This window comes from Aeromicrobium sp. Root472D3, from assembly GCF_001426485.1.
Taxonomy (GTDB): domain Bacteria; phylum Actinomycetota; class Actinomycetes; order Propionibacteriales; family Nocardioidaceae; genus Aeromicrobium.
Genome location: NZ_LMET01000001.1, coordinates 975,126 through 995,683, shown reverse-complemented (window position 1 = coordinate 995,683; position 20,558 = coordinate 975,126). Strand labels below are relative to the sequence as shown.

Here is a 20,558-nt window from a genome sequence, read left to right as displayed (position 1 = left end):
CGGGATCCCTTCGTCCCGGGCGACGGCTGTGCCACACTGAATCAGCTCACGGCAACGGTGCAAGGAACCCGGTGGAACTCCGGGACGGTCGCGCCACTGTGACCGGGTCACCAGACCCGGGAGTCAGAGACTTCTCCGTTGCCTCCACTCATATGGACGCGTCATCCAAGGAGAGTTCGATGCACATCGCCGAAGGCTTCCTGCCCCCGGTCCACGCTGCGGCGTGGACCGTCGCGGCAGCCCCGTTCGTCATCCACGGCGGTCGATCCGTCGTCCGACAGGTGCGAGACCACCCCGAGACCAAGCTGCTGCTGGGTGCGTCGGGGGCGTTCACCTTCGTCCTGTCGGCCATCAAGCTGCCGTCCGTCACGGGCAGCTCCAGCCACCCCACCGGCACCGGCCTCGGCGCCGTGCTGTTCCGCCCGCCCGTCATGGCGTTCCTCGGCACGGTCGTGCTGCTGTTCCAGGCGCTGCTGCTGGCGCACGGCGGCATCACGACGCTGGGCGCCAACGCCTTCTCGATGGCCATCGTCGGCCCGTGGGTCGGGTACGCCGCCTACCGCGTCGTCGGACGTCTCGGCGGCGGGATCTCGCTGTCGGTGTTCTTCGCCATGGCGCTGGCCGACCTGTCGACGTACTGCGTCACCTCGATGCAGCTCGCCCTGGCGTTCCCCGACCCCAGCAGCGGCATCGTCGGCGCGGCCTCGAAGTTCCTCTCGATCTTCGCGGTGACGCAGATCCCCCTGGCGATCGCCGAGGGCCTGCTCGGCGTCCTGGTGTTCCGGGTGCTGCGCGACGTCGCGGCCCCCGAGCTGATCCGCCTGGGCGTCCTGCCCGATCCGACGCCCGACCCGCCCCACCGGGCGCCGTCCGGCACGCCCACCGAGACGACGGAGGCCTGACGTGCGCAAGTCCGCCATCACGATGCTCCTGGTCGCCGGGATCGTCGCCATCGTCGGCGTCGCCCTGGTCGTCGACTCGCACCGCACGACCGACGGCGAGCGGTTCGTCGGGACCGACAGCGCCGCCACCTCCCAGATCGAGCGCGACAACCCCGACTACGAGCCGTGGTTCAGCTCGATCTACGCCCCGACGTCCGGCGAGGTCGAGTCCGGTCTCTTCGCCCTGCAGGCCGCGCTCGGCGGCCTTGTGCTCGGCTACTGCATCGGCGCCCTGCGGGGACGCCGGCGCCACGACCCGGCGCCGGCCGTCACCCCGGCACCGGCGCCCGACCACGCATGAGGGGGCTCGCGATCGACGACGCCGCGTGGTCGAGCCGCTGGCGGGACCACGCGGTGCGCGACAAGGCGTGCCTGAGCCTCGGCCTGCTGCTGGCCGCGGCGCTGCTCCCGCCGTGGCCGACCAGCGCCATCGTCGCCGTGGTGGCCCTCGGGCTGCTGGTGGGCCGGGCCGGGACGTCCTTGGCGCTCGTCGCGCGGGCCGTGCGGGGTCCGCTGGCGTTCGTCGCGATCGGCTCCGTCTCGGTCGCGGTGGTCGTCTCGACGTCCGGCGGGCCGTTCCTCTCGGTGACGACCGACAGCGCCGCGCGCGCGGCGGGCGTCGCCGGGCACGCCGTCGCGGGGTGCTCGGCGATGCTGCTGCTCGCGATGACCACGCCGATGGTCGACCTGCTGGCGGGGCTGCGACGCCTCCGCCTGCCCGCGGCGTGCGTCGAGGTCGCGGGCCTGGTCTACCGGATGCTGTTCGTCCTGCTCGAGTCGGTCGGCACGATCCGCGAGTCGCAGGCGGCGCGCCTCGGCTACAGCTCGCCGTCCCGGTCGCTGCGGTCGGCCGGCATGCTGACGGCCGCGACGCTGACGCGGTCGTGGTCGCGCGCGCGCCGGCTCGAGCAGGGACTGGCCGGCCGCGAGCTCACGGGGTCGTTGCAGACCCTCGACGAGCCCGTGCCGGGGTCCACGGCCTTCCTGGCCGCCACCGCCTCGGCCCTGGTCGCGATCGTCGCGGTGGCCGCGCTCAGCGCGGGGGTGCTCCCATGAGCCATCGCAGCCTGCGCGCCGACGGCCTGACCGTCACCTACACCGGCGGGCCCCCCGTCCTCGAGGGCGCGAGCATCGAGGTCGCCCCCGCCACCCGGCTGGCGGTGCTCGGCGCCAACGGGTCGGGCAAGACCACGCTCCTGCGGTGCCTGGCCGGCAGCCTGGTGCCGACGTCCGGCCACGTCCTGCTCGACGACGTGCCGATCCGTCACGACCGCAAGGGCCTGCGTCGCCACCGCCAGGAGGTGCAGCTCGTCCTGCAGGACCCGGACGACCAGCTGTTCTCCGCCGACGTGTTCCAGGACGTGTCGTTCGGGCCGGTCAACCTCGGCCTCGACGCCGCCGAGGTGCGCGCGCGGGTCGACGAGGCCCTGGCGCTGCTGGGCATCGAGCACCTGCGCCGCCGACCGACGCACCAGCTGTCGTACGGCGAGCGCAAGCGGGTCGCCACGGCCGGTGCCGTCGCGATGCGTCCGTGCGTCCTGCTGCTCGACGAGCCCACGGCGGGTCTCGACCCCGCCGCGGTCGAGGAGCTGATGGCGGCGCTGACCCGTCTGGAGGAGCACGAGACGACCGTCGTCCTCTCGACGCACGACGTCTCCCTGGCCCTGTCGTGGGCCGACTCCGTCGCCGTGGCGCACGACCGCGTGGTCGTGCAGGGCGACCCCGTCGACCTGCTCGGCGACGCGGCCCTGCTCGCGGCCGCCCGCCTGCGCCTGCCGTGGTCGCTCGACCTCAGCCGGCGGCTGGCGGCCGACGGCCTCGTCGCCGACGGCACCCGGGCGAGATCGCTCGACGAGATCCACCGCGCCCTGCGCGACCACACCACCGACCGACCGTTCGTCAAGGAGAACGCATGAACCGGCCCGTCCCCGTGCCCGTGCCCGCCCCGTCCCCCACCGTCCGCGCCGACGCCGAGGCGCGGCTCGCCGGGCTCGCGACGCCTCCCGGGGCCCTCGGACGCCTGGGAGACCTCGCCGTGCACCTCGCCGCGATGCAGGGGCAGGTGCCGCCCGCCCCGCTCGCGAACGTCCGCGCCGTGATCTTCGCGGGTGACCACGGCGTCTCCGACCACGGCGTCTCGGCCTTCCCGAAGGCGATCACACCGGCCATGGTCCGCACGTTCCTCGCCGGACGGGCCGGCGTCTCGGTGCTCGCGGCCCAGCACGGCGTGTCGGTGCGCGTGCTCGACCTCGGCGTCGACGACGACCTCGACGGCGTGCCCGCCGAGGTCACGGCCTACAAGGTGCGACGCGGCTCCGGCGCGATCCACCTCGAGGACGCGCTGACGTCCGACGAGACCGCCCGCGCGATCGCCGCGGGCGAGGCCGTGGCCGCCGAGGAGATCGCGGCCGGCGCGCAGCTGCTCATCAGCGGCGACATGGGCATCGGCAACACGACGCCCGCCGCCGCGCTCGTCGCGGCGTCGTTCGGCCTGCCGGCGTCCGAGGTCACCGGACGCGGCACCGGCATCGACGAGGCCGCGCTCGACCACAAGACCGCGGTGGTGCAGCAGGCCGTCGACCGGGCCGGTGAGCGCGCCGCCGACCCCGTCGAGACGCTGGCGGCACTCGGCAGCGCCGACCTCGCGGCGTCCGCCGGCTTCATGGCCGCCGCGGCACGGGCCGGCGTCCCGGTGCTGCTCGACGGCGTCATCTCGGTGGCGGCCGCCGTCATGGCCGACCGTCTGGCGCCCGGCGGCTCGGCCTGGTTCGTCGCGGGCCACCGCTCGACCGAGCCCGCCCAGTCGCTGGCGCTCGACAAGCTCGGCCTCGAGCCGCTGCTCGACCTGGGCATGCGCCTGGGCGAGGGCAGCGGCGCCGTCGCGGCCGTGCCGGTCGTCCGCTCGGCCGCCCTGCTGCTGTCCGGGGTCGCCCTGCTGTCCGACCTCGGGTGATGCTCGACGCCTGGCGCCTGGCGGTCGGCACCCTGACGGCGCTGCGCGTCGGGCACCCGTCGCGGGTCGACCGGCGCACGGCCGGCGGCGCGATGCTGCTGGCGCCGCTCGCCGTGGTGCCCCTCGGCGTGCTGGTCGGCCTGATCGGCTGGGCCGGGCGCGAGCTCGACCTGGCGCCGCTGGCCGTCGCCTTCGTCGCGGTCGGCGCCCTGGCCATGGGCAGCCGCGCCCTGCACCTCGACGGGCTGTCGGACGTCGCCGACGCGCTGACCGTCTCGTACGACCGCGAGCGCTCGCTCGACGTCATGAAGGGCGGCACGTCCGGGCCGGCCGGCTCGGCGGCGCTGGTGCTGGTGCTGGGCCTGCAGGTCGCCGCGCTCGCGTCGGTGCTGTCGACGCCGCGCGGACCCGTCGTGGCCGCGGTGCTGGTGTGCGTCTCGCGCGCGATCCTGACCGTCACCTGCGCGCGCGGGGTCCCGGCCGCCCGCGACGGCGGGCTCGCCGCCTCGTACGTCGGCACGGTCGCGCCCGTCGCGGTCGTCGCCACGTGGGTCGCGGCCGCCGTCGTCACGTACGGCGTGCTCGACTGGGCCGGCCACGACGGGTGGCGCGGGCCGCTGGTCGCGGCCGCGGGCCTCGCGGTCGGCACCGCCCTGACCCTGCGCTGCGTGCGCCGCCTCGGCGGCGTGACGGGCGACGTCTTCGGCGCGGCCATCGAGGTCACGCTCGCCACACTGCTCCTGGGGGCCTCGTGAACACCGCACCACCCGACACGTCCGCACCGACCGTCCTCGTCGAGCGGCGGGGCCGGCTCGGCGTCGTGACGCTCAACCGTCCGCGCGCCATCAACGCGCTCGACCTCGCCATGGTGCGGATCGCGCAGGCGGCCCTCGACGGGTGGGCGGCCGACGACTCGGTGTCGACGGTCCTCGTGACGGGTGCCGGTGACCGCGGGCTGTGCGCCGGCGGCGACCTGCAGGGCATGTACCGCTCGGCGCGCGACGGCACCGACGAGTCGGTGGAGTTCTGGCGCGAGGAGTACCGGCTCGACCACGCGATCGCGACGTACCCCAAGCCCGTCGTGGCGCTGATGGACGGCATCGTGCTGGGCGGCGGGGTCGGCGTCTCGGCGCACGCCTCGCACCGCGTCGTCACCGAGCGCACGTCGGTCGGCATGCCCGAAACGCGCATCGGCTTCGTTCCCGACGTCGGCGGGCCGTGGCTGCTGTCGCGGGCGCCGGGCGAGCTCGGCACGCACCTCGCGCTCACCGCGTCGAACGCCGACGGGTCCGACACGATCGCGCTGGGCATGGCCGACGTCCTCGTGCCGAGCGAGCGGCTGCCCGAGCTCGAGACGGCGCTCGAGACCGAGGCGCCGGACGACGTCCTGGCCCGCCTGTCGGTCGCGCCACCCGCGTCGGCGCTGCTGGCCCGGCGGGCGTGGGTCGACGAGGCCTACGCCGGCGACGACGTGCTGGCGATCGTCGCGCGGCTGCGCAACTCGGACGTCGACGAGGCCCGCGCCGCCGCCGACGAGATCGAGGCGCGCTCGCCGACCGCCGTGACGATGACGCTCGCCGCGCTGCGCCGGGCCGCCTCGCTGCCCGACCTGCGCGCGGCGCTCGACCAGGACCTCGCGGTCTCGACCCACCTGCTGGGCGTCCCCGACATGGCCGAGGGCATCCGGGCCCAGGTCATCGACAAGGACCGCTCCCCGCGGTGGGACCCGGCGACCCTCGCCGACGTCGACCCGTCCCCCTGGGCCCACCTGCTCACCTGACCCCGGGTTCGCCGATTCCCAGGTGGACCTGGGAATCCGGCAGCGTCCCGTGGGAATCCGACGTCGCACGGAAACCGCAGCAGCAGGCGTCAGAGGCGCAGGACGCGGCCGGCGACGACGAGCAGGACGTCGTCGCACTCCTGGGCGATGCGCTGGTTGACGACGCCCAGCAGGTCGCGGAACACGCGGCCCGACCGGTGCTCCGGCACGACGCTCATGCCGACCTCGTTGGTCACCGCGACGACCGTGCCGGCGTGCTCGGAGATCGCCGCCGAGGTGTCGGCCAGGCGGTCGAGCAGGATCGGCTCCCAGTCGTCGCGCAGCTGGTCCCACCCGTCGAGCTCGTCGATGACCGACGTCAGCCACGTGCCGAGGCAGTCGATCAGCACGGCTCCCTCGGCGCCGCGCACCGCCGCCGCGAGGTCGTGCGTCTCGATCGTGCCCCAGTGGTCGGGACGCCGGGCGCGGTGCACCGCGACCCGCGCGGCCCACTCCGGATCGGCGTCGACGTCGGCCTCCGGCCCGGGCGCGACGTACGTGACGTGCGGCTCCGCGACCAGCAGCGACTCCGCGTGGAACGACTTGCCCGAGCGCACACCGCCCGTGACCAGAACCTTCATGGCACCTCGCTAGTCTCGGGATCACTGTACTCAGAAGACCGGGAGTCCCCACCATGCGCGCACGCGCGATCGGCCTCGCGGCGGGATTCGTCGCCGACCGCGTGCTGGGCGACCCCGCCCGCCTGCACCCCGTCGCGGGCTTCGGGCGCGTCGCCGGCGCCCTCGAGCGGCGCACCTGGGCGGACGACCGTGCGACCGGCGCCGCGTACTGCGCCGTGCTGGTCGGCGGCACGGGGGCCGTCGGAGTCCTCACCGACCGCGCGACCCGGCAGCACCCCGTGGCCAGGGTCCTGCTGACCGCCGCCACCACGTGGGCGGTGGTGGGCGGACGCTCGCTGGGCCGCGAGGCCGCCCGCGTGCACGCCCACCTCGAGCGCGACGACCTGCCCGCGGCCCGCGAGCAGCTGACGCACCTGGTCGGCCGCGACCCGTCACGGCTCGACGCCACCGAGATCTCGCGCGCGACGGTCGAGTCGGTCGCCGAGAACACCTCCGACGCCGTCGTCGCCCCCCTGCTGGCCGGTGCGTTCGGCGGGATCGGCGGGCTCGTCGCGTACCGCGCCGCCAACACGCTCGACGCGATGGTCGGCCACCGCAGCGAGCGGTACGAGCGGTTCGGCTGGGCGTCGGCCCGGCTCGACGACGTCCTCAACCTGGCCCCGGCCCGCCTCTCGGCCCTGCTCGCCGCGACCCTCGCACCCCTCGTGGGCGGGGCCCGCCGCGACGCGTTCGAGGCGTGGACGCGCGATGCCCGCCGCCACCCGAGCCCCAATGCCGGCCCGGTCGAGGCCGCGTTCGCGGGTGCGCTCGGCGTGCAGCTGGGCGGCACGAACGTCTACGGCACCCGGGTCGAGCACCGGCCGACGCTGGGGCGGGGGCGGGCCGTCACGGTCGCCGACATCGACCGGTCGGTGCGCCTGGCCGACGCCGTGTCGATCGGCGCCGCGGTCGTCAGCGCGTCGATCGCCGCGCGACCCACGCCGCGGCGGCCTCGGCGTCGCTGACGGTCTCGACCCCCGGCGCGGGGGGCTTGCGTCGCACGACCACCACGGGGATGCCGAGCTCGTCGGCGACCTGCATCTTGGGCCACGTGTGCGATCCGCCGGAGTCCTTCGTGACGAGCACGTCGAGCGGCGCCATCAGCGCCCGCTCCCCCTCGACGTCGTAGGGCCCGCGGCTCTGCAGCAACGTCCACGGCGCGGGCAGCTCGAACGTCGGGGGGTCGACGACCCGGACCACGGCGTTCGCTGCGGCGAGCGGGCCGACGAACCGGTCGAGCGACTGACGTCCGACCGTCAGGAACGGACGTGTGCCGAGCGTCGCGGTCAGCGCGGCCGCCTCGTCGTGCCCGTCGACCCAGTGCCAGCGGTCGGCCCCCGGCGCGTCGGCCCAGCCCGGCCGCTCGAGGCGCAGCAGGGGGACGCCGTCGGCGTGGCACGCCTCGGCGGCGTTGGCGCTCATGCCGGCCGCGAAGGGGTGCGTCGCGTCGACCACGGCCGTGACCCGGTGCTCGCCCAGGTAGGCCCTCAGCCCCCGCACCCCGCCGAAGCCGCCGATCTGCACCGCGCCGACCGGAAGCCGGGGACGGGCCACGCGGCCGGCCAGGGTCGAGACGAACCGCTCGCCCGCGGCGTCGAGCAGGACGGCGAGCGCGCGCGCCTCGGACGTGCCGCCGAGCACGACGATCACGCGCCGACCGCCGCGACGTCGGGGCCGGGCGGCAGCACCGCGAGCCCCGAGGGCGGCCCGTGCTCGACGAGCCCCAGCAGCGCCTCGACGTCGAGCTTCTGCTCGACCAGGTCGCCCAGCAGGTCGAGCCGGGCGTCGCGGCGCTCGGCGAAGCTGACGTCGGACGGCTCGTAGGGGCGGCCGAGGACCGCCGACGCCTCGGCGAGGAAGGCACGGCGCAGACCGTCCGACTCGAGGCTGCCGTGCCACATCGTGCCGAACACGTGCCCCGCACGGGCCCCGCCGAGGAACTCCTCGTCGTCTCCCCGCGCGATGCGCCCGTGGTGGATCTCGTAGCCCGACGCCCGTGCCCCCAGCGCCTCGCCGACCGGCAGCCGCAGCACCTTGTCGGCGTCGAACGTCGTCGTGACGTCGAGCAGCCCGAGCCCCTCGACCTCGGCCCCCGCGTCGCCCTCGACGCCGTGCGGGTCGCTGACGGTGCGCCCCAGCATCTGGAAGCCCCCGCAGATGCCCAGCAGCGGACGCCCGGCGGCGGCGTGGTCGAGGATCGCCCGGTCGAGACCGCGCGACCGCAGCCACCGCAGGTCGGAGATCGTGGCCCGCGTGCCCGGCAGGACGACGACGTCGGCGTCGGTGACGTCGCGGGGATCGCTCGCGAACGTCACGTCGACCCCGGGCTCGAGCCCCAGGGCGTCGACGTCGGTGAAGTTGCTGATGCGCGGCAGCCGGACGACCGCGACCCGCAGCGCCGCGTCACGGTCGTCGGCGCGGCGGCCGTCGAGGTCGAGCGCGTCCTCGGAGTCGAGCCACAGGTCGGAGCTCCACGGCAGGACGCCGAAGACCCGGCGCCCGGTGAGCCGCTCGAGCTGCTGCAGCCCGGGCGCGAGCAGGCCCTCGTCACCGCGGAACTTGTTGACGACGAAGCCCGCGACGAGCCGCTGGTCGGCCGGCTCGAGCAGCGCGACGGTGCCGAACATCGCGGCGAACACGCCTCCGCGGTCGATGTCGCCGACGACGACGGTCGGGATGTCGGCGTGGCGGGCCAGGCCCATGTTGACGTAGTCACCGGCCCGCAGGTTGATCTCGGCGGGGCTGCCGGCGCCCTCGCACACCACGACGTCGTAGCGCGAGGCCAGGTCGTCGTACGCCGCGTGCGCCGCGGCGGCCAGGTGCGTGCGCCCGCCGATGAACTCCGCCGACGTGATCTCGCCGGCCGGCCGGCCCATCACGACGACGTGGCTCGCGCGGTCGCCGCCGGGCTTCAGCAGCACGGGGTTCATGGCCGCCTCGGGCGTCGCGCGGGCCGCCATCGCCTGGATCCACTGCGCGCGGCCGATCTCGGCGCCGACGCCGTCGGGCCCCAGGCACACCATCGAGTTGTTCGACATGTTCTGCGCCTTGTAGGGCGCGACCGACAGCCCGCGCCGCGCGAACGCGCGGCACAGTCCCGTCGTGAGGATGCTCTTGCCGGCGTCCGACGTCGTGCCCGCGACCAGCAGGGCGCCGGTCATCGCGTGCTCCTGGTCGCGTGGAGCCACGGGGCGAGCAGCCGGGTCACCCACGGCAGGAAGACGTACGTCATGAGCGGCGTCATGACGCAGACCGTCAGCAGCACGCGCGCCGGCAGCCACCAGTCGCTCAGGTAGATGCGGCCCAGCTCGTTGGCCGCGAGGCTCAGCGGGAAGAACACGAGGAAGATCGAGCACATCTGCTTCCAGCGCGGCGGCGCCGGGACGGTCGGCCGCAGGTCCTGCACGTCGACGCGGGACGGCTCGTCGAACCAGCCCTCGATGCCGGTGCGGTGCTCGCGCGACGACTCGGCGACGAATCCCTGGGCCGAGTCGAGCCACCACCGGCGCTGCGCCGACAGCTCCCACGCCTCGAGCGCCTGGGGCGACGCGAAGCGGTACAGCATGTGCCACTCCGACGAGCCCTCCGTCGGGCGGATCCAGCCCGAGCCGAGGAAGCCCGCGAAGCGCTCGGACAGCTCGGTGCCGGCCCGCAGCCACGCGAGCATCTGGTCCTCCTGCGACGGATCGACACGTCGGGTGATGGAGACGGTCACGGGTCCGGTCATGACCACCACTCTAGGAGCGCACGACAGCGCCCCCGGAGCCGAGGCTCCGGGGGCGCTGTGCTGATCTGGGGCTGAGTCGGGCTCAGCTCATCTCAGAGAGATCAGAGGGGACGGATGTTCGTCGCCTGCAGACCCTTCTGGCCCTGCTCGACGTCGAACTCGACCTTCTGGTTCTCGTCCAGCGAGCGGTAGCCGCTCGAGGCGATGGCCGAGAAGTGCGCGAACACGTCCTCGCTGCCGTCGTCGGGGGCGATGAATCCGAAGCCCTTGTCAGCGTTGAACCACTTGACAGTTCCAGTAGCCATGATGTTTCTCCTTCATGCGAATTGCCACCCACGCCTTTCGCGAGCGGCCGTCGCGACACACATCCAACCGAGAAGAAATCAACACCAGTGAAGGAACATCATTCGTTCGTACAGCCCAACGTCGTGCAACTGACCTCAACCCTACCGGTCATCGGTCCACAAAGCGACACCCGTCCGTCAGCGTCGGTCCGTGACCGCCCTCAGGCGTGGATCGGGCCGGCCGCGACGACGACGCCGTTCGCGTCGGCGTAGACCCACTCGCCCGGCTCGATCGTCACGCCGCCGACCGTCACGGCGACGTCGACGTCGCCCACGCCGAGCTTCTCGGTCTTGAGGGGCGTGGCGGCCAGGGCCTGGACGCCCAGGTCGATCGTGCGCAGGATCTCGGCGTCGCGCACGGCGCCGTGGACGACCAGGCCCGACCAGCCGTTGTCGGCGGCCTTCTGCGCCAGGACGTCGCCCAGCAGGGCCTTGGCGGTCGAGCCGTCGCCGTCGACGACGATGACCCGCCCCTCGCCCGGCGTGCCCACGAGGTCCTTGACCTTCGAGTTGTCCTCGAAGCAGCGCACCGTCACGGCTGGGCCGCAGAACGCCTCGCGTCCGCCGAACGTCCGCAGCTGCGGCTGGAGCACGCGGACCTCGTCGGGGTGGTCGTCGCACAGGTCGGGGGTCGTGAACACGGTGGTCCTCTCGGTCGGTGCCGTCCACGCTATCGACCTGCCGTGCGGGCCCCGCGCCGGTACCGTTGGGTCATGACGCTCAGCGACGAACTCCGCATCTCCCTCGACGGCAAGTGGCGCCACGTCCGCGAGCAGTCCCGCAAGGAGCTGGCGACGTTCGACCTCGCCTACGACCACGACCTGACGCTCGACGAGGCACGCGAGCGCGTCCTCGGGCAGATGAGGAAGCTCGTCGCCACGGGCATCCCCGCCGCGGGGTTCAAGGTGTCGAGCGGTGGCACGGGCGACCCGGGCGCGTCGGTCACGGGCATCGAGATGCTGGCGCAGTTCGACCTCTCGCTGATGGTCAAGGCCGGCGTGCAGTGGGGCCTGTTCGGCGGCGCGGTCGAGAACCTCGGCACCGAGAAGCACCACCGCGAGTACATCCCCGGCATCATCAACCTCGACGTCCTCGGCTGCTTCGCGATGACCGAGACCGGCCACGGCAGCGACGTCCAGAGCCTCGAGACCACCGCGACGTACGACCCCGCGACCGAGGAGTTCGTGATCCACTCGCCGACCCCGTCGGCGCGCAAGGACTACATCGGCGGCGCCGCGGCCCACGCCCGCGTCGCGGCGGTGTTCGCGCAGCTCGTCACGAAGGGCGAGTCGTACGGCGTGCACTGCTTCCTCGTGCCGATCCGCGACGAGGACGGCAACGACCTGCCGGGCGTCACGACGTCCGACGACAAGCACAAGGGCGGTCTCGGCGCGGTCGACAACGGACGCCTCGTGTTCGACCACGTGCGCGTCCCCCGCGACAACCTGCTGAACAAGTACGGCCAGGTCGACGCCGGCGGCACGTACTCCTCGCCGATCGAGAGCTCCAACGCCCGCTTCTTCACGATGCTCGGCACCCTGATCCGCGGACGCATCAGCGTCGGCGGGTCGGCCAGCGCCGCGACCGAGGTGGCCCTCAGCATCGCCGGCCGCTATGCGCTCAAGCGCCGCCAGTTCGGCCCCGACGCCGATCACGAGGTGCTGCTGATGGACTACCGCATGCACCAGCGACGCCTGCTGCCGCTGATCGCGAAGTCGTACGCGATGCGGTTCGCGCAGAACCAGCTGGTGGCCCGCATGGACCGCGTGCAAAGCTCGGAGGAGCCGCCCCCGCCGCACCAGCAGCGCGAGCTCGAGAGCCGCGCCGCCGGCCTCAAGGCGGCGCAGACCTGGCACGCGACCACGGCCATCCAGGAGGCGCGCGAGGCGTGCGGCGGCGCGGGCTACCTCGCCGAGAACCGGCTCACCACCCTCAAGGGCGACACCGACGTCTTCACGACGTTCGAGGGCGACAACCACGTGCTGTTCCAGCTCGTCGCCAAGGAGCTGCTGACGTCGTACGCGCAGGAGGTCGGCGGGCTCGACCCCGTCGGCATGGTCAAGTTCGCGGCCGGCACGGTCGCCGACGTCGTCAAGGAGCGCACGGCGGCCTCGCAGCTGATCCAGCGGCTGATCGACGCGCGTCCGGGCAGCGGCGACGACGACCACGACCTGCTCGACCGCGGCACGCAGCTCAACCTGTTCGAGGACCGCGAGCAGCACGTGCTCGAGACCGCCGCCCGGCGCCTGCGCCGCGCCGGTGACGACAAGGTCAAGGCCTTCGAGGTGTTCAACGCCGCGCAGGACCACGTCATCCGCGCCGGACGCGTGCACATTGAGCGCATCGTGCTCGAGGCGTTCACGGCCGGCATCGCCCGCTGCGACGACCCGGACGCCCAGGAGCTGCTGCGCGACGTCTGCTCGCTCTACGCGCTGACCGCGATCGAGGAGGACCTCGCGTGGTTCATGGGCCACAACCGGCTCTCGGACGCCCGCGCGAAGACCGTCACGTCGCTGGTCAACGACCTCCTCGACAAGCTGCGGCCGCACACGCTGACGCTCATCGAGGGGTTCGGCGTGCCCGAGGACACCCTCGGCGCCGCGATGCTCCTCGACTGAGCCGCCCGACGAGACACCGTGTTGCGGAGGGCTCGGCGTCTGATTCAATACGAAGACACCATTTCGGACCCAGGGGGACCCCACTCATGAAGAACCTGTTGCGCTCCGCGGCCATCGCCGTCGCGTCCACCGCTCTCGTCGCCGGAGGTGCGACGGCTGCGACCGCCGCACCCGCCGCCGCCTCGACCGCCGCCACCACGACGACCGCCGCCGCGTCGCCGTCCGGCACCGTCACGGCCGCCGGCTTCCCGCTCGACCAGAAGTCGAAGATCCGCGTCAAGAAGGTCGGCAAGAAGCTGACGTTCCGCCTGACGGCCCGCTTCCTGAACGAGTTCGGCCAGCCGGTCGGCATCCGCAAGGCCACGATCCAGGTGCTCAAGGGTCGCAAGTGGAAGACCCTCAAGAACGTCAAGCTCAACTCGAACGGTCGCGGCAACTACAAGAAGACCGACGGCAAGAAGCGCAAGTACCGCATGCTGATCAAGCCCACCAGCCTGTACGACGGTGGCGTGACGCGCAGCGTCCGGATCTGATCCTGATCTGAACGAGCCGCACGGCCCGTCGTCGAAGGCCCCCACCCGTCCGGGTGGGGGCCTTCGCGCGTCCGCGGACACGCCTCGCGGGGCACGCCGTCTGTGCCAGACTGTCGACACCATCACGATCACCATCCGGGGGGACCTTTTATGCGTACATCCACTCTTGCCCGCGCAGGAGCCGTAGTGACGGCTTCGGCGCTCGCCCTCAGCCTGGGCGCCGGCCCGGTCTCGGCGGCCGAGTCCGAGACCGAGTCGGGCCGCGTCACGAACGCCGTCCCGTCCGTCCGCGAGCTCGGCTCCGACGCCTCCGGCATCACCGTCGCCGGCACGATCACGGCGCTCCGACTCGGCTCGGGCGTCATCTCCCAGCGGGCGACGACGCAGTTCGTCGGCACCGTCGCCGGCACCGCGCCCGACAACAACGTGCAGACCGACGTGCGGGTCAACGGCGTGTTCAAGGGTCGCGTGCAGCTCTACCCCGGCCAGGGCAACGGCGGCGTCGAGATCCCGCGCCAGTGGGGGTCCGGCAGGGTGCAGGTCGGCCCGACGTACTTCTCCGACGGCACGGTCGCCCCGGCCGTCAGCAACACGTTCTACGCGCGCAAGCTCGTCACGACGACGCGCGGCGACGGGTACGCGCTCAAGATCAACCGTCGCAACAGCGCGATGACCTTCAAGGCCCGCGAGGTCAAGGTCATCAACCCGTCCTCCGGCCAGTTCCAGTCGGTCAAGCGGGTCAAGCTGCAGCAGCTCAAGGGCAGCACGTGGAAGACGATCAAGACGATCAAGCTCAGCCGCGGCGGCAACGGCACGTACAAGACGTCGATCAAGAAGAAGTACCGCTACCGCCTGTACTCGACGCGCACGGCGACGCAGGAGAAGTTCTCGACGATCCGGACCGGCAGGATCTGACCCACGTCCGACCGCAGAAGGCCCTCACCCCTCGGGGTGGGGGCCTTCTGCCGGTTCAGGCGAAGTCGCCGGCGGACGAGCGGAGGTGGCGCAGCAGCTCGTACGTCTGGTCCTGCTGCTCGGGGCTCAGGCCCGGCACCGCGAAGTCGATCTCGGTGATCGCGGCGGTTGCGAGCCCCAGCACCCGCTGCCCCTCGTCGGTCAGCTCGGCGAACGTGCGGCGCCGGTCCTTCTCGTCGGCGACGCGACGCACCAGGCCCTGCGACTCCAGCCGGTCCATCGCGTTGGTCACCGACGTCGGGTGCACCATGAGCCGCTCGCCGATCTTGCTGAGCGGCAGCCGGCCCGTCGCGCTGAACGACAGCAGCACGAGCACCTCGTAGCGGGCGAACGTGATCCCGAGCGGCTTGAGGACGGCGTCGAGCTCGGCGCTGATGAGCTGCTGGACGCGCATGATCGAGGTCGCGAGCCGCATCGACGTCGGGTCGCCGATGTGCCGGGACCAGATCTCCCCCGCCCGCTCGATCGGGTCGAACTCGAGCCTGTGCGCGTCGGACATGGCTTCATCGTAGGGGCTGGGCCGCGAGGTCTGGTATTTAGTTGGACATGCGACTATTTTAGTTCCTAGCAATAGTTCTCCCGCCGGACCGCGACGACAGAGGTGCCATGACCACCCACGACCTGCACGTCCCCACGAACCCCGTGCGCCTCGTGACGGCGTCCGCCCTGTTCGACGGGCACGACGCCTCGATCAACATCATGCGGCGCATCTTCCAGTCGCAGGGCGCCGAGGTGATCCACCTCGGGCACAACCGCTCGGTCAAGGAGGTCGTCGACGCCGCGATCGAGGAGGACGTGCAGGGCATCGCGGTGTCGTCGTACCAGGGCGGCCACGTCGAGTACTTCGAGTACCTCGTGGAGTCGCTGCGCGAGCAGGGCGCCGGCCACATCCAGGTCGTCGGCGGCGGGGGCGGCGTCATCGTGCCCGAGGAGATCGCCCGCCTGCGCACGAGCGGCGTCACGATCTTCTCGCCCGAGGACGGCCAGCGTCTCGGCCTCGTCGGCATGATCAACTCGGTCGTCGCCGACTGCGACGTCGACCTGACGGCGCTCGGCGAGCTCGACGTCGACGCGGTCGTCGCCGGCGACCGGTCCGCGATCGCGCGGGCCGTCACGTTCGCCGAGCAGGGCGCGCTGACCGACGGCCAGCTCGAGCGCCTCCGGGCGGCGGCATCGGCCCACACCTCCCCCGTCCTCGGCATCACCGGCACGGGCGGCTCCGGCAAGTCGTCGCTGACCGACGAGCTCGTGCGGCGGTTCCGCGTCGACCAGCAGGACAAGCTGCGCATCGCCGTCGTCGCGGTCGACCCCACCCGCCGTCGCGGCGGTGGCGCGCTGCTCGGCGACCGCATCCGCATGAACTCCCTCGACGGCGAGCGGGCCTACTTCCGCTCGCTGGCGACCCGCGGCTCCCACGAGCTGCCGGACTCGCTCGCCGACGTCATCACGGTCGTCACGGCGGCCGGCTTCGACCTCGTGATCGTCGAGACCCCCGGCATCGGGCAGGGCGACGCCGCGATCGTCCCGTACGTCGACACCTCGATGTACGTCATGACGCCGGAGTTCGGCGCCGCCTCGCAGCTCGAGAAGATCGACATGCTCGACTTCGCCGACACCGTCGCGATCAACAAGTTCGAGCGCCGCGGCGCCAAGGACGCGCTGCGCGACGTCGGACGTCAGATGGTGCGCAACCGCGAGGCGTTCGGCAAGAAGCCCGAGGACATGCCGATCTTCGGCACGTCCGCGGCGACGTTCAACGACGACGGCGTGACGGCCCTCTACCAGCACCTGCGCGACACGCTGGGCGGGATGGGCCTGCCCGTCGCCGAGGGGGTCCTGCCGCACGTCGACGTCCGCAGCTCGAGCGGCATCCGCCAGGTCGTCCCGTCCGACCGCGTGCGCTACCTCGCCGAGATCACCGAGACGATCCGCGGCTTCCATGCCGACACCGAACGGCTCGCCGGTGCCGCGAGCCGGGCCCAGCGGCTCGGGCTGGTGGCCGCCGAGCTGGCCGACGCCGACCTCGACGCCGCGAGCGTCGACGAGCTGCTGACCGAGGCGCGCAAGGCCGTCCCGGCCGAGATCAGCGACCAGATCGAGGCATGGCCGTCGGTCGTCGAGTCGTACTCCGGCGACGAGATGGTCGTGACGGTGCGCGACCGCGAGATCCGCACGCAGCTGACCCGCGAGTCGCTCTCGGGCCTGAAGATCCCGCGCGTCTCGCTGCCCCGCACCACCGACCACGGCGAGCTCGTGCGCTTCTGGCGCACCGAGAACCTGCCGGGCTCCTACCCGTTCACCGCGGGCGTCTTCTCGTTCAAGCGCGACGGCGAGGACCCCGCCCGGATGTTCGCCGGCGAGGGCGATCCGTTCCGCACCAACCGCCGGTTCAAGCTGCTGTCGGGCGACGGCGACGCGACCCGGCTGTCGACGGCGTTCGACTCCGTGACGCTGTACGGCCGCGATCCCGACCCGCGCCCCGACGTCTACGGCAAGGTCGGCACGTCCGGCGTCTCGATCGCGACCCTCGACGACATGAAGGCGCTGTACGACGGCTTCGACCTCGTCGCGCCGTCGACGTCGGTCTCGATGACGATCAACGGGCCCGCGCCGACCGTGCTGGCGTTCTTCCTGAACACCGTGATCGACCAGCAGGTCGACGCGTTCCGCGAGCGCGAGGGGCGCGAGCCGTCCGACGCCGAGCACGCCGAGCTGCGCTCGTTCGCGCTGAAGAACGTCCGCGGCACGGTGCAGGCCGACATCCTCAAGGAGGACCAGGGGCAGAACACGTGCCTGTTCTCGACCGAGTTCAGCCTGCGCATGATGGGCGACATCCAGCAGTACTTCATCGACGAGGGCGTGCGGAACTTCTACTCCGTCAGCATCTCGGGCTACCACATCGCCGAGGCGGGGGCGAACCCCATCAGCCAGCTCGCGTTCACGCTCTCGAACGGCTTCACGTACGTCGAGTCGTACCTCGCGCGCGGCATGGACATCGACGACTTCGCGCCCAACCTGTCGTTCTTCTTCTCCAACGGCATGGACCCCGAGTACTCCGTGCTGGGTCGCGTCGCCCGCCGCATCTGGGCCGTCGCGATGAAGGAGAAGTACGGCGCCAACGAGCGCTCGCAGAAGATGAAGTACCACGTGCAGACGTCGGGGCGGTCCCTGCACGCGCAGGAGATGGACTTCAACGACATCCGGACGACCCTGCAGGCGCTCATCGCGATCTACGACAACGCCAGCAGCCTGCACACCAACGCGTACGACGAGGCCGTCACGACCCCGTCGGAGGAGTCGGTGCGCCGGGCCCTCGCGATCCAGATGATCATCAACAAGGAGTGGGGCCTCGCGATGAACGAGAACCCCACGCAGGGCGCGTTCATCACCGACGAGCTGACCGACCTGGTCGAGAAGGCCGTCCTGGCCGAGTTCGATGCGATCAACGAGCGCGGCGGCGTGCTGGGCGCGATGGAGACGGGCTACCAGCGCGGACGCATCCAGGACGAGTCGATGCTCTACGAGCACCGCAAGCACGACGGCTCGCTGCCGATCATCGGCGTCAACACGTTCCGCAAGCCGCACGTCGAGGGCGAGGAGCCGCCGACCGTCGAGCTGGCCCGGGCGACCGAGGCGGAGAAGGAGTCGCAGCTCTCGCGCGTCCGCTCGTGGCAGGAGTCGCACACGCGCGAGGCCGCCGAGGCCCTCGAGCGTCTGCGCCTCGCCGCGATCCACGACGAGAACGTGTTCGCGGTGCTGATGGACGCCGCACGCGTCTGCTCGCTGCAGCAGGTCACCGAGGCGTTCTTCGAGGTCGGCGGGCAGTACCGGCGCAACGTCTGAGCCGGTACCGCCCGCGCGGCGTCACATGCCGATGCTGCGGCCGCTGCGCTGCCACACCGCGACGACCGACGGACGCGGCACCCGGCCGGCACCGTCGGGCCACGTGGACGCGGGTGCCGTCGCGGTGGCGCCGTCCTTCTCGCCGGGGTGCTGCACGGCCACCAGCACGCGATCGCGCTCGATGACCGGGCCGCAGGTCTCGGCGCCGGTCGGCACCGTGAGGAACTGACGGGTCGCGCCCCGCTCGGGGCCCTCCACGGCGACGCCGAACAGCCCGTCGTGGGAGCCCAGCGCGTTGCCGTCGGTCGAGATCCAGAGGTTGCCGTAGCGGTCGAACGCGAGGTTGTCGGGGCACGAGATGGGCGAGACGTCCTGCGCCGCGTAGCCGCCGAAGTACGTGCTCGGGTCGGCCGGGTCGCCGCACAGCAGCAGGATGTTCCACGCGAAGCGGGTGGCACCCGCGTCACCGCGCCGCTCGACGAGCTCGATGACGTGGCCGTTCTTGTTGGCCTTGCGCGGGTTGGCCTCGTCGGGGCCCGCCGCGCCGGCGGCACCGCGGTTGGAGTTGTTCGTCAGCGCGATGTAGACCGCACCCGTGCGCGGGCTCGGCTCGACGTCCTCGGGGCGGTCCATCTTGGTCGCCCCGACGGTGTCGGCGGCCAGCCGGGTGAACAGCAGCACCTCCTCGGCGGTCATGCCGGGGACGAACGAGCGGCGGCCGCTGACCAGCGGGATCCACTCCCCCGACCCGTCGAACTGACCGTCGGCCGGGAGCCGGCCGGTGCCGTCGATCTCGATCGCCGGCGAGTCGCCCGTGAAGCGCGCGACGTACAGCGTGCCCTCGTCGAGCAGGTCGGCGTTGTGGCGTCGTGCCGACGCCGACGAGCCCGTGCGGACCGTCTTGGCCGAGACGAACTTGTAGAAGTAGTCGAAGCGCTCGTCGTCGCCCATGTAGACCGCGACGTGCCCGTCGTCGGTGATGCGCGGCTGCGCCGCCTCGTGCTTGAACCGGCCCAGCGCAGTGCGCTTGCGCGGCGTCGACGTGGGGTCGTAGGGGTCGATCTCGACGATCCAGCCGAACCGGTTGGCCTCGTTGGGCTCCTTGGCGATGTCGAAGCGGTCGTCGAAGCGCTCCCACTTGCGCTCGGTCGCGGTGCCCGCGATGCCGTAGCGCGCGAGCCGCTTGGCGGTCAGGGGATCGGCGACCGTCGCGGCGTTGGCGAAGTACTGGTTGATGTTCTCCTCGGCGGTCAGCCACGTGCCCCACGGCGTCAGCCCGCCGGAGCAGTTGTTCAGGGTGCCGAGCGCCGTGCGGCCGGCGGGGTCGGCCGAGGTGCGGACGAGCGGGTGCCCCGCGACGGGACCCGTCAGCTCGAACTCGCTCGTGGTGTGGAACCGCCGGTTCAGCCGGTGACCGACGACGGGCTCGAGCGCTCCGGTGCGCCGGTCCTCCCTCACCGCGACGACGCTCAGGCCGTGCGCCGCCCAGGCCGTCTCGACCTGCTCTCGCGTCGGGTTCGCGGCGTCGTAGCCCGGGAACATGAGCGTCTCGCTCGTGTACTCGTGGTTGACGACCATGAGTCGCGTGCGGCCCGCCAGCGGCAGCACGCCGACGAAGTCGTTGTTGAAGCCGAACTGGCGCTTCTGCCGCTCGGCGGACTGCTGGTGCTGGTCGAACGCGGGCGTGCGCCGGAACAGCGGGTCGCCCCAGCTGATGACGACCTGCTGGTCGTAGCCCGGAGGCGTCACGACGGCGTCCTGCACGTTGGGAGCGACCGGTGTGAACCGCAGCCCCTTGGGCGTCCGCGCCCCGTGGTGGCCGGCCGGACCACCGGGGCCGGACGGACGCCCCTTCGGCCCGGCGGCGGCCGCCGGGCTGAAGGCCAGACCCGCGCCGGCCACCGCCGCGGCGCCGACGACGGCACCGGCGCGCAGCACGCTGCGGCGCGAGAGGGCCGACTCCATGACGTCCGCGAACGTCTCGTTCGACGACGCGTTGGGCGCCTCGTGGGCGCAGGCGTCGCCGCACCGGTAGCGGCACGTCAGGGCGGCGCGTCCCGACGAGCACGGCGACGAGGTGCCGTGCCCGATGACGGGCAGCAGTGGGCGGTCGGGTGCGATGCTCATGTGGAAGGTCCCCTCGACGGCTGACCCGGACCGGTCGGCCCGGCGTCGGCTCGACGGT

Annotated in this window: 20 protein-coding genes and 1 riboswitch; of the genes, 12 read left to right on the top strand and 8 right to left on the bottom strand. The window is 72.6% G+C overall.

The features are described from left to right. Positions 1-20 precede the first annotated feature (20 nt). A riboswitch (cobalamin riboswitch) is annotated at positions 21-154 on the top strand. 25 nt (positions 155-179) lie between these two features. The 7 genes from ASD10_RS04910 to ASD10_RS04880 are packed head-to-tail and all read left to right on the top strand — an operon-like array spanning position 180 to position 5,674. Then, positions 180-902, top strand: a complete 723-nt coding sequence (locus tag ASD10_RS04910; protein ID WP_056605488.1) for an energy-coupling factor ABC transporter permease — start codon at positions 180-182, stop codon at positions 900-902. A 1-nt stretch (position 903) separates the two neighbouring features. Further along, on the top strand, positions 904-1,242 hold the full coding sequence (locus ASD10_RS04905; RefSeq protein WP_056605485.1) for an energy-coupling factor ABC transporter substrate-binding protein: 339 nt from the start codon (positions 904-906) through the stop codon (positions 1,240-1,242). Continuing rightward, a complete protein-coding gene (cbiQ, locus tag ASD10_RS04900; protein WP_056605482.1) occupies positions 1,239-1,997 on the top strand; it encodes a cobalt ECF transporter T component CbiQ in 759 nt (252 codons plus the stop codon). Before ASD10_RS04905 ends, cbiQ begins: the two co-directional genes overlap by 4 nt. Then, positions 1,994-2,857, top strand: a complete 864-nt coding sequence (locus tag ASD10_RS04895) for an energy-coupling factor ABC transporter ATP-binding protein (RefSeq protein WP_056605479.1) — start codon at positions 1,994-1,996, stop codon at positions 2,855-2,857. The genes cbiQ and ASD10_RS04895 overlap by 4 nt, the downstream gene beginning before the upstream one ends. Continuing rightward, positions 2,854-3,894: a nicotinate-nucleotide--dimethylbenzimidazole phosphoribosyltransferase gene (cobT, locus tag ASD10_RS04890; protein ID WP_056605476.1), complete on the top strand. Its 1,041-nt coding sequence runs from the start codon at positions 2,854-2,856 to the stop codon at positions 3,892-3,894. The genes ASD10_RS04895 and cobT overlap by 4 nt, the downstream gene beginning before the upstream one ends. Beyond that, on the top strand, positions 3,894-4,649 hold the full coding sequence (locus ASD10_RS04885) for an adenosylcobinamide-GDP ribazoletransferase (protein WP_056605473.1): 756 nt from the start codon (positions 3,894-3,896) through the stop codon (positions 4,647-4,649). The genes cobT and ASD10_RS04885 overlap by 1 nt, the downstream gene beginning before the upstream one ends. Then, a complete protein-coding gene (locus ASD10_RS04880) occupies positions 4,646-5,674 on the top strand; it encodes an enoyl-CoA hydratase/isomerase family protein (protein WP_056605470.1) in 1,029 nt (342 codons plus the stop codon). The genes ASD10_RS04885 and ASD10_RS04880 overlap by 4 nt, the downstream gene beginning before the upstream one ends. Before the next feature lie 89 nt (positions 5,675-5,763). Here ASD10_RS04880 and ASD10_RS04875 read toward each other — a convergent pair whose 3' ends face one another. Continuing rightward, positions 5,764-6,294 carry a bifunctional adenosylcobinamide kinase/adenosylcobinamide-phosphate guanylyltransferase gene (locus tag ASD10_RS04875; protein WP_056605467.1) on the bottom strand — a complete coding sequence of 177 codons (531 nt, stop codon included), beginning with the start codon at positions 6,292-6,294 and terminating at the stop codon, positions 5,764-5,766. Between the two features lie 53 nt (positions 6,295-6,347). Between ASD10_RS04875 and ASD10_RS04870 the strand changes: the two genes are divergently transcribed. Continuing rightward, positions 6,348-7,298 (top strand): cobalamin biosynthesis protein, encoded by a 951-nt coding sequence (locus tag ASD10_RS04870; RefSeq protein ID WP_056605463.1) that lies wholly within the window; start codon positions 6,348-6,350, stop codon positions 7,296-7,298. Here the strand turns inward: ASD10_RS04870 and ASD10_RS04865 are convergent. The 5 genes from ASD10_RS04865 to rraA form a co-directional block, all read right to left on the bottom strand. Further along, entirely contained in the window at positions 7,246-7,983 is a 738-nt protein-coding gene (locus ASD10_RS04865) for a cobalt-precorrin-6A reductase (protein WP_056605460.1), read from the bottom strand. The two genes, ASD10_RS04870 and ASD10_RS04865, sit on opposite strands and share 53 nt — an antisense overlap. Continuing rightward, positions 7,980-9,494, bottom strand: coding sequence for a cobyric acid synthase (locus ASD10_RS04860; protein ID WP_056605457.1), 1,515 nt, complete (start codon positions 9,492-9,494; stop codon positions 7,980-7,982). The genes ASD10_RS04865 and ASD10_RS04860 overlap by 4 nt, the downstream gene beginning before the upstream one ends. Continuing rightward, positions 9,491-10,060, bottom strand: a complete 570-nt coding sequence (locus ASD10_RS04855) for an antibiotic biosynthesis monooxygenase (protein ID WP_157432460.1) — start codon at positions 10,058-10,060, stop codon at positions 9,491-9,493. Before ASD10_RS04855 ends, ASD10_RS04860 begins: the two co-directional genes overlap by 4 nt. A gap of 101 nt (positions 10,061-10,161) precedes the next feature. Beyond that, entirely contained in the window at positions 10,162-10,365 is a 204-nt protein-coding gene (locus ASD10_RS04850; protein ID WP_056605450.1) for a cold-shock protein, read from the bottom strand. Between the two features lie 200 nt (positions 10,366-10,565). Then, positions 10,566-11,045, bottom strand: a complete 480-nt coding sequence (rraA, locus tag ASD10_RS04845) for a ribonuclease E activity regulator RraA (RefSeq protein WP_056605447.1) — start codon at positions 11,043-11,045, stop codon at positions 10,566-10,568. Positions 11,046-11,117: 72 nt separating this feature from the next. Between rraA and ASD10_RS04840 the strand changes: the two genes are divergently transcribed. The 3 genes from ASD10_RS04840 to ASD10_RS04830 all read left to right on the top strand — a co-directional run bounded on the left by ASD10_RS04840 (position 11,118) and on the right by ASD10_RS04830 (position 14,470). Beyond that, positions 11,118-13,022, top strand: a complete 1,905-nt coding sequence (locus ASD10_RS04840; protein ID WP_056605444.1) for an acyl-CoA dehydrogenase — start codon at positions 11,118-11,120, stop codon at positions 13,020-13,022. Between the two features lie 86 nt (positions 13,023-13,108). Then, positions 13,109-13,555, top strand: coding sequence for a hypothetical protein (locus ASD10_RS04835; RefSeq protein ID WP_056605441.1), 447 nt, complete (start codon positions 13,109-13,111; stop codon positions 13,553-13,555). Positions 13,556-13,741: 186 nt separating this feature from the next. Next, positions 13,742-14,470 carry a hypothetical protein gene (locus ASD10_RS04830; RefSeq protein WP_056605438.1) on the top strand — a complete coding sequence of 243 codons (729 nt, stop codon included), beginning with the start codon at positions 13,742-13,744 and terminating at the stop codon, positions 14,468-14,470. A gap of 55 nt (positions 14,471-14,525) precedes the next feature. Here the strand turns inward: ASD10_RS04830 and ASD10_RS04825 are convergent, their stop codons facing one another. Continuing rightward, a complete protein-coding gene (locus tag ASD10_RS04825) occupies positions 14,526-15,029 on the bottom strand; it encodes a MarR family winged helix-turn-helix transcriptional regulator (protein WP_056605435.1) in 504 nt (167 codons plus the stop codon). Between the two features lie 107 nt (positions 15,030-15,136). Here ASD10_RS04825 and icmF point away from each other — a divergent pair, with 107 nt between their 5' ends. Beyond that, positions 15,137-18,373 (top strand): fused isobutyryl-CoA mutase/GTPase IcmF, encoded by a 3,237-nt coding sequence (gene icmF / locus ASD10_RS04820; RefSeq protein WP_056605433.1) that lies wholly within the window; start codon positions 15,137-15,139, stop codon positions 18,371-18,373. Positions 18,374-18,394: 21 nt separating this feature from the next. On the opposite strand, the gene ASD10_RS04815 is transcribed toward icmF, so the two are convergent. After that, positions 18,395-20,500 carry a PhoX family phosphatase gene (locus ASD10_RS04815; RefSeq protein WP_056605431.1) on the bottom strand — a complete coding sequence of 702 codons (2,106 nt, stop codon included), beginning with the start codon at positions 20,498-20,500 and terminating at the stop codon, positions 18,395-18,397. Positions 20,501-20,558 lie beyond the last annotated feature (58 nt).

Bases quoted from the DNA above. Each gene is read 5' to 3' on its own strand.
- icmF (WP_056605433.1), top strand. From the start codon at position 15,137: ATGACCACCCACGACCTGCACGTCCCCACGAACCCCGTGCGCCTCGTG.
- ASD10_RS04885 (WP_056605473.1), top strand. From the start codon at position 3,894: ATGCTCGACGCCTGGCGCCTGGCGGTCGGCACCCTGACGGCGCTGCGC.
- cobT (WP_056605476.1), top strand. From the start codon at position 2,854: ATGAACCGGCCCGTCCCCGTGCCCGTGCCCGCCCCGTCCCCCACCGTC.
- ASD10_RS04910 (WP_056605488.1), top strand. From the start codon at position 180: ATGCACATCGCCGAAGGCTTCCTGCCCCCGGTCCACGCTGCGGCGTGG.
- ASD10_RS04835 (WP_056605441.1), top strand. From the start codon at position 13,109: ATGAAGAACCTGTTGCGCTCCGCGGCCATCGCCGTCGCGTCCACCGCT.
- ASD10_RS04860 (WP_056605457.1), bottom strand. From the start codon at position 9,494: ATGACCGGCGCCCTGCTGGTCGCGGGCACGACGTCGGACGCCGGCAAG.
- ASD10_RS04855 (WP_157432460.1), bottom strand. From the start codon at position 10,060: ATGACCGGACCCGTGACCGTCTCCATCACCCGACGTGTCGATCCGTCG.
- ASD10_RS04850 (WP_056605450.1), bottom strand. From the start codon at position 10,365: ATGGCTACTGGAACTGTCAAGTGGTTCAACGCTGACAAGGGCTTCGGA.
- ASD10_RS04870 (WP_056605463.1), top strand. From the start codon at position 6,348: ATGCGCGCACGCGCGATCGGCCTCGCGGCGGGATTCGTCGCCGACCGC.
- cbiQ (WP_056605482.1), top strand. From the start codon at position 1,239: ATGAGGGGGCTCGCGATCGACGACGCCGCGTGGTCGAGCCGCTGGCGG.
- ASD10_RS04815 (WP_056605431.1), bottom strand. From the start codon at position 20,500: ATGAGCATCGCACCCGACCGCCCACTGCTGCCCGTCATCGGGCACGGC.
- ASD10_RS04895 (WP_056605479.1), top strand. From the start codon at position 1,994: ATGAGCCATCGCAGCCTGCGCGCCGACGGCCTGACCGTCACCTACACC.
- ASD10_RS04875 (WP_056605467.1), bottom strand. From the start codon at position 6,294: ATGAAGGTTCTGGTCACGGGCGGTGTGCGCTCGGGCAAGTCGTTCCAC.
- ASD10_RS04840 (WP_056605444.1), top strand. From the start codon at position 11,118: ATGACGCTCAGCGACGAACTCCGCATCTCCCTCGACGGCAAGTGGCGC.
- ASD10_RS04825 (WP_056605435.1), bottom strand. From the start codon at position 15,029: ATGTCCGACGCGCACAGGCTCGAGTTCGACCCGATCGAGCGGGCGGGG.